Source organism: Roseburia sp. MSJ-14 (assembly GCF_018918225.1).
In the GTDB taxonomy this organism is placed as follows: Bacteria; Bacillota; Clostridia; order Lachnospirales; family Lachnospiraceae; genus Petralouisia.
Genome location: NZ_JAHLQD010000046.1, coordinates 1 through 5,792 on the forward strand (window position 1 = coordinate 1; position 5,792 = coordinate 5,792).

The following is a 5,792-nucleotide window of genomic DNA, read 5'->3' on the forward strand; positions in this document are numbered from 1 at the left end:
AGATGTGTATAAGAGACAGGGGCTGCGGCGAGGATACAGATCCAAGAGGTTGTTTCCGTTCCCAACATAGGCTTCAAAAGAAAGAATCCGGCTACCGCTACCGCAAGCGCGCAGGCAGAAAAAATGATCTGCCGAAGTGACAGACCAAAGAATACCGCTTCCGTATACTCACGGATTTCTCTGTTGATTTTTACTTCCATTAAGCATTTCTCCTTTATTAAAGTCCCATCATCTCACGGATGATTCTGTCGGACATCTTAACTGTACCGACCAATACAAGCATATTGAACAGCAACTCGCCGATATATGCCCACACCATCGTTACGGCAGAAGCGTCCTCTGCGACGACAGGCGGTGCTGAAACAAACAGTGAGAAGATGATACAAGCCAGCACAATAACAGCGCCCTCCAAACAGACGGCACAGTAGCTTTTCAAAAAGCTCTTGCCGACATTTTGTGTAGGCTCGCCTGCAAAGGTGGATAACGGAATAGGCGCAATCGCCGTGTACATATACAGTTTGAAAAATCTGCCGTACACACTCATTATCATAATGAATGACATTACCGTGATGAACAGTCCGCCGATCAGCGTGACCGCCCATAGCGGGATACTCTCCCAAAAGCCGCAGTTCTCAATCGCTTCAACCATTTTATCTGGTAAAACTGTATCAGTTGCCGATGCAACTCCTGATGAAGTCATAATTTGAGCGATAACGCTCTGGACGATTCCAAACAAGGTTGTCATCAGTTCCATTCCGCTTGTTATCAGCGCTTTCGCCAAAACAAATCGAACAAATAGCTTTACCGCGTGTTCGGGCTTTTTTACCTCTGCAAAACTGCCACAGGTTTTTACAACACCGATGACAAAGAACAGTACAAGCAATCCTGTTCCGATTGCCTGCATAGCGGTATTGACATTAGAGATAGCAGTCCAAATTCCGCCGCCCTTGAAGTTTTTTGGATCGGTCAGTATAAGCGACCATAGTTCGGTAACTTTCGCGTTCCAAGTGTCGAGCGCATTTTGCAAATTGCCAACAACCCAATTATCGGACATTAAAGCACCTCCTTAATAGTTTGAGGTATGGCCGCAAAAGCAGCCATACCTCTTGTCTGTTTAAGAGCCGATAATGAGATTGAGGATTTCCTTTGCGAAGGTGATGATAACGCCGCCTGCAAGGGTTAAAAAGCCGTTAGCTCTCTGCGACGGATCGTGTGATTTAAGTGAAAGACCGATCTGTACGATACCAAAGCCGGTCAGGATCAGACCAATCGCGCGGATAAGTCCGAAGATAAAGGTAGAGAGGTTGTTGATTGCTGATAGTGCATCGCCAGCCGCGAACGCGGTTATGGAAAAGCAGCACACGGCAAGCATTACAGCAATCACAACAGCGCAGTAGACACGAAAGCCTGTTTTGACCTTGCCCTTCATCGGCAGACGGTTAGAATTCTTTTTAGAAAATCTCATTGTTAATTACTCCTGTTCATTTAATAATTCTTCTTCAAGCTCCTCGCTTGATTTGAGTTCATAGCTTGTTTCAAATGATTCTGATTTTTCAAGCCAAGACACATCAAAGCTCTCAAGCTGAATAGATGCGACATCATCTTTAACCTCGCCGTGACGGTAGAATCCTCCGCTGCCGTCGGCTGTCAGGTCAACATTGGGATGCTTCAATATATCGTATTTCAAGTCCTTTACAGGACGTTCACCTCTGATAAAGAGGATTGCATAGTCGTTATCAAGCAGTCTGACTTCATCGGGCGTCATCAGCTCTCTGCCGACAATCTGATAATTCGTTGAATAGTTACCGCTGTGTCCGGTACTCTTGCCGTAAGTGTTCGTGTCGATAGTTTCCTTACCAAGCAGCTCCGAAACATACTTATGCGTACTCTGTTCGTTGCCGCCGAGATACAAAAACTCATCGCAGTTACCGACAATACTTTCCCATTGCTTTTCAAACAACGCCTTGAGCTGTGCCAAGTTCTGCAAAATGATACTGACCGATACGCCGCGCGAGCGCATTGTCGCAAGGTCTTTATCAAAATCATCGGGCAGCGAAACATTTGCAAATTCGTCCATCAGAAAATGGACGGGTACGGGCAAGGCTCCTTTATAAACAAAGTCCGCGTCGTGGAAAAGCTGTTGAAACAACTGCGTATAGAGAATGGATACCAAGAAATTGAAACTTGAATCGTTGTCGGGAATAAGCGCAAATAAAGCAGTCTTTTTCTTGCCTAACAGCGATAAATCCATTTCATCTGTCGCAGTCAGCGCGGCGACGCTGTCAAGGTTGAATTTTTCAAGCCTTGCTATCAGCGTTATCTGTATAGATTTCAGCGTTTTAGCCGAGCCTGAGTGATAACCTTTGTAATACTTAACCGCGATGTGTTCGGGATTGCGACATTCAAGCCGATGGAATAGAATATCCAGCGGCGTGTCATCGTTGCTGTCCTCATCCTCAATCGCTCCTGCTCTGAGCATTTCCATCACCATCGGGAAGTTTTGCTCCTCAACAGGCGCTTCGTGATGAAGATAACACATCAAGGCGGTCAACAGCATTGAAGCGGATGTGTCCCAAAAGGGATCGTTGCTCTGCGAGCCTTTCGGCGTAGTGGCTTTGAAAAGATTAGTGACCAGCTTTTGAATATCGTTATCGTTCTGGATATACACGAACGGATTGTAGCAATGACTGCGCTCCATATTGAGCAAGTCAAGCACTCGGATTTCATAGCCCTCTGCTTCAAGCAAATTGCCTGTATCTCTCAGAATTTCTCCTTTAGGATCGAGGATAACAAAGGACGTATTGCATTGCATTAGGTTAGGCTTGCAGTAAAACCGCGTTTTGCCTGCGCCGGAGCCGCCGCATACAAGTGTGTTAAGATTACGTCTGTGCTTCTTGGCGTTTAGTCCGATCCGAACATTCTGCGTCATCAGCTTATTCTTGAAGTCGTTTCGCTGACGGTACTTCTTGTTGATCTTCTCGGCTTCGCCCCATTTAGCGGAGCCGTGTTCTTCGCCGCGGCGATAGTTCCTCCGTGTTGAAAGATAGATACCGATACCCACAAAATAGACGGCAAGAAAAATGAGGACAGTTTTTAGGCTGTCCTCACACAACTTGATATTCAACGGATTCTCAAAGGCTTTCGATAAAGAGGATAACATCTCTACAAGTCCGCCCTTTGCGAAAGGCGCGACACACAGCGCAATCCAAACAACAGGGACGATACCTATTACCGATAAAATCAGAACGGTCTTTTTATCGTTACCTCGCATCATCTACGCTCTTTTCAACTACCTTGAGCTTTTTCTGCGGCGCGTGACCGACCTTTACAATCAGATCGTCCACCGCGTCGGTGGTGATGCCGTTCTCTATCAGCTCCGTTTTCAGCGTATTCAGAGAACGAATGATGATACTATGCTCGTCATCGTCGAGGTAGAGATGATAATGAGGCTCTTTCACGGAAAGCACCTCCGATTATCTCTCACGGTCTTTTGTGCGCTCCTGCTTCTGACGATAAAGCTCATCGGAAACGCGGGTAGCAATCTCGCCCAAAGCGGAACGCATCTGTGACAATTCGGAACGGACAGCTTTCGCGTCCATATCCTTCCAGTCGGCGGGAATACGGTTGACCGCAAAGCTCTTGGTTTCAACACCGAGCTTCTTGCATACCATATAACCGACGCAGACAGCCTTGAATCCCATATCTCTGCGACTGTAGCTGTCGCTCTGAATGGAAAGCTGAGCAAACGCAAGCTCCTGTGCAATGTTTTGTACCAGCTTAACGCTGTCATCAAAGCCGCGCTGGATATAGAGGGTTTGATCCTCGTTCTTGTAGAACGCGCCCATGCCCGGCTGCGGCATTTCGTCGATCAACTCAACATTGACGGGCGAGGTATCAACCATCACGGCGATAATATCATCCGTGTCACGGTTGAGTGTAGGCGCAGGCTGCTTTTTGCCGTTGGTCTGCGACACATCAAACATTTTCTTCACATTATAGGAGATACCCTGTGAGCCGTCGCTTTTGGTGTACTCCACAGGCTCCAGAATGGAAATGCTCTTTGCGCCTTTCTTCACGCGGACATTGTCCTCGCCCCAGCCTGCAAAATCCTTGAGCCGTGTTGCTTCGGGAAGCTGGCTGTAAATTAGCAGGGCGTTAGCGGACGAATACTTGTCCATACGCGCCTGCACATCGAGGAACGCCTTGAGCTTGTCGGGATTCTCGGAAATCTCCTCGGCTGTGCTGTCAATCAACTGATAAACAGATTCTTTTTCGAGCTGTTTTTTCTCCGCCCATTCCTGCGGACTGAGCTGCTCGCGCCGGGTGTTCTGCTGACGATTATTTCTTTTGGCAATAAAATCCTTTGTCATAAGGAATTATCTCTCCTTTGATTTTTTCTTTTTTGGTTTAGGCTGTTTATGCTTAGTCTGACCGTTTTTTGTCGGAGTTTTTTTCTCCGCTTTCTTTTCGGGAACCTTGCGATCTGCTCCTTTGCTCTTGTCCGACTGAGCCTTTATACGTTCAAGTTCCTCCCGAACGGAAGGCTTATCAGGCTGTTTTGCTTTACCCTTATCAGAGCGCGTTGATTTCCGATCTGAGGAACGCCTTGACGGAGGGCTTTTGTCCGTTTTGGCTGCATTGGGGTTTGAATGGCTGCGTGTTTCTTTGTTCTTTTTCCCAACGGTTTCTTCAACGATAAGCTGTCCCTTTGTCTTGACGGGGCGTTCGATCTCGGCTTCTTTTCTGTCGGCTATATCCTTCTCTGCCTCAGATACAATAGATGCCTTATCCACCTTACCAAGCTCAAAGCGGTCAACGATACGCTGGATTTTGGATGCGTCCTCGGCACGGGCGATAATATCTACAGGGGAATTATCGGACTTGCTGTTCCTATCCCTGAGAACATTGTAAAGAACGCCGTACCGTTTAGCCTGCTGCACAAACTTTTTCAAGTCCTTCTGCGGAATGGAGAAAACCTTTAGCTCCTTGCCGGACTTGATCATATTGGTAAGTCGAGCCTTGCCTTTGGTTTTGTGTTCCTGCTTCAAGACAGAAATGAGTAACAGCGCGATTTCTTTTGCCGCCGAGCCGGACAGCTTCGCCGCGACTTCAAAGCCTTCGAGCGATAGTCTGACAACCTGTTCGGCAGCATCACCGCCATTGGTCATAACTGCGCGCCTCCTTTCCTTGTGTTTTTTCTTCCTCTGCAATGACTTGTTCAAGGTTATGCCGGATTTCATCCGACCTCTCCAAAACGTCATCGCACAGGCGAAGTTCCTTGCGGAGCTTCCATAATTTATCAGTAAGAGAAGAAATCTTTGCCTTGATTTCGGGACGCTTAGCTTCAAAAGCCTTCATCCTCCGTTGCCTATAAAGCTGCGCTCTATCCTCGGTCAAGGTTTTTATTTCGTTCTCGACTGAACCTTTATATATAACAAGCTGCTCAACAGATTGAATGTTCTCTCTGCCAAGCAGCGTTGTTTCTGCGGTCAGCTTATCCAGCTTCATCAAATCTTCTCTTAGCAGATAATGAAGCCGAGCCGTATTCTGTTTTATCTTGTATTTCGGCAAATAGCCGAGGCGGTAACAGTAGTAGAGATACATACCGTATAAACCGCCGCGCTTTTTGATCCTATCCTCCCGTGTAGGCAAGTGATACTGACGAATGACGACCGTCTGCGGATGAAACGGTTTCAAGTCAAGGCGGCTGCTGTTTTCAAGAAGTCTTTGACGGATAGCGGCGTTGGAATAGTTCTCGCCGAGATTGATAAGTCGGATAGGCTTCTTTCTGC

The 5,792-nt window shown here is 47.1% G+C and carries 7 protein-coding genes and 1 pseudogene; all 8 read right to left on the reverse strand.

All coding sequences use genetic code 11. The features are described 5' to 3' along the window. A partial coding sequence (locus KQI83_RS13075; protein WP_216558882.1) for a PrgI family protein occupies positions 1–200 on the reverse strand: 200 nt, incomplete at its 3' end. A 17-nt stretch (positions 201–217) separates the two neighbouring features. Further along, entirely contained in the window at positions 218–1,054 is an 837-nt protein-coding gene (locus KQI83_RS13080) for a hypothetical protein (protein WP_216558886.1), read from the reverse strand. 60 nt (positions 1,055–1,114) lie between these two features. Then, complete coding sequence (locus KQI83_RS13085) at positions 1,115–1,465, reverse strand: glutamyl-tRNA amidotransferase (protein ID WP_216558889.1); 351 nt, start codon at positions 1,463–1,465, stop codon at positions 1,115–1,117. Positions 1,466–1,471: 6 nt separating this feature from the next. Beyond that, on the reverse strand, positions 1,472–3,274 hold the full coding sequence (locus KQI83_RS13090) for a VirD4-like conjugal transfer protein, CD1115 family (RefSeq protein ID WP_216558892.1): 1,803 nt from the start codon (positions 3,272–3,274) through the stop codon (positions 1,472–1,474). Continuing rightward, positions 3,261–3,458, reverse strand: a complete 198-nt coding sequence (locus tag KQI83_RS13095; RefSeq protein ID WP_201426561.1) for a hypothetical protein — start codon at positions 3,456–3,458, stop codon at positions 3,261–3,263. Before KQI83_RS13095 ends, KQI83_RS13090 begins: the two co-directional genes overlap by 14 nt. Positions 3,459–3,473: 15 nt before the next feature. Then, the gene (locus tag KQI83_RS13100; RefSeq protein WP_201426560.1) at positions 3,474–4,370 is read right to left on the reverse strand and encodes an ArdC-like ssDNA-binding domain-containing protein; all 897 of its coding nucleotides are present in this window, start codon (positions 4,368–4,370) and stop codon (positions 3,474–3,476) included. 6 nt (positions 4,371–4,376) lie between these two features. Next, complete coding sequence (locus KQI83_RS13105; protein WP_201426559.1) at positions 4,377–5,168, reverse strand: PcfB family protein; 792 nt, start codon at positions 5,166–5,168, stop codon at positions 4,377–4,379. Continuing rightward, positions 5,152–5,792, reverse strand: a pseudogene (locus tag KQI83_RS13110) (relaxase/mobilization nuclease domain-containing protein); the annotation flags it as partial. The gene KQI83_RS13105 and the pseudogene KQI83_RS13110, both read right to left, overlap by 17 nt.